Annotated in this window: 2 protein-coding genes; one reads left to right on the top strand and one right to left on the bottom strand. The window is 30.5% G+C overall.

The features are described from left to right. The coding region (locus tag H1P_RS28260; RefSeq protein WP_342799621.1) for a GDYXXLXY domain-containing protein at positions 1-570 on the top strand (570 nt) is incomplete at its 5' end. Between the two features lie 103 nt (positions 571-673). Here the strand turns inward: H1P_RS28260 and H1P_RS28255 are convergent. Then, on the bottom strand, positions 674-1,153 hold a 480-nt coding region (locus tag H1P_RS28255), incomplete at its 5' end, for a hypothetical protein (protein WP_246141988.1).

Raw genomic sequence — 1,153 nt, 5'->3', positions numbered from 1 at the left:
AAAAAAATACCTATAACTTATTTCATAATTCCTTTTTTAATTCAGTTATTACTTATTTTAGGAATTCCCAGTAAAAATTTTTATACTTATAAAACAGGACAAAATATTATCATTCAAACTCGTCCTGTAGACCCCTATGACTTTTTAAGGGGTTATTCTCAAACTCTTAGTTATGAAATTTCTAATCTTCGTAACTTACAAACACTCCCAGGAGGAAAAACGTTAAATAAAGGAGGTACATTTTATCTAACATTACAAGCTCCTGAATCTTTAGGCAAAAAACCTCCATTACCTTGGACTCCTATAGCTATTAATCAAAATAAACCCTCAGATTTACCAGCAAATCAAATTGCTCTTAAAGGTATTGTCAGTAATTATCGTACAGTAAAGTATGGCTTAGAAACTTACTATATGCCAGAAAATCAACGAAATCAAATTAATCAAGAAATCAGAGATTTACGCAGAGAAAGAGATCGAAGACAAGCTTTTGTGGTAGAAATTAAAGTAGATAGCTTTGGCAATAGTATTCCCGATAGTTTATGGCTAGGAGACAATAATTACCGCTTCTAATACTTATATCAATCATTAGTCTTTTTTCCTTTGTTTTTTTGTTTCCCAACCAATGACTAATGATCGAAAACAAATGACGGCATAAGTCAAGACAAAAATAAGATTAACTTACTAGTAAGGGTAAACACTGATTTAAACGCTCATCTACATATAAAATCTGAGGATTGGTAGCGATAGAATCAATAGCAGAAACTAAAGTAAGAAGATTGCTATCTTTCAGACAAAAAGCATTTACTCCTAATCCGTGTAATAATTCAATAATTTCTGGATGCTGACAATCACTCCAATGAATAAAAGCGATTTCAGGAGAGATAGCATTAATAATAGAAATATTATTGACATCGAATAGTGGCTCTATATCGAATAAAATTGAATCAATATGAACCTCTCCATACATCAATGAAAATACTTCCTCAATACTATCTACAGCTATTATATTATGATAAGGTCTAGTTTTAGCGATCGCATTTGTTAAAAAGGCTCGACGAAAGTTACTATGTTCGACTATTAAAATGTTTATAGCTTTGTATTGATTATTGCTAAAAGGAATCAGCTTATTAAGCATAGGAATATTAAGAAAAAA

Origin of the sequence: Hyella patelloides LEGE 07179, from assembly GCF_900659865.1 — a bacterium.
Classification (GTDB): domain Bacteria; phylum Cyanobacteriota; class Cyanobacteriia; order Cyanobacteriales; family Xenococcaceae; genus Hyella; species Hyella patelloides.
The sequence above is the reverse complement of the archived record's forward strand: the minus strand, read 5'-3'. Positions and strand labels throughout refer to the sequence as shown.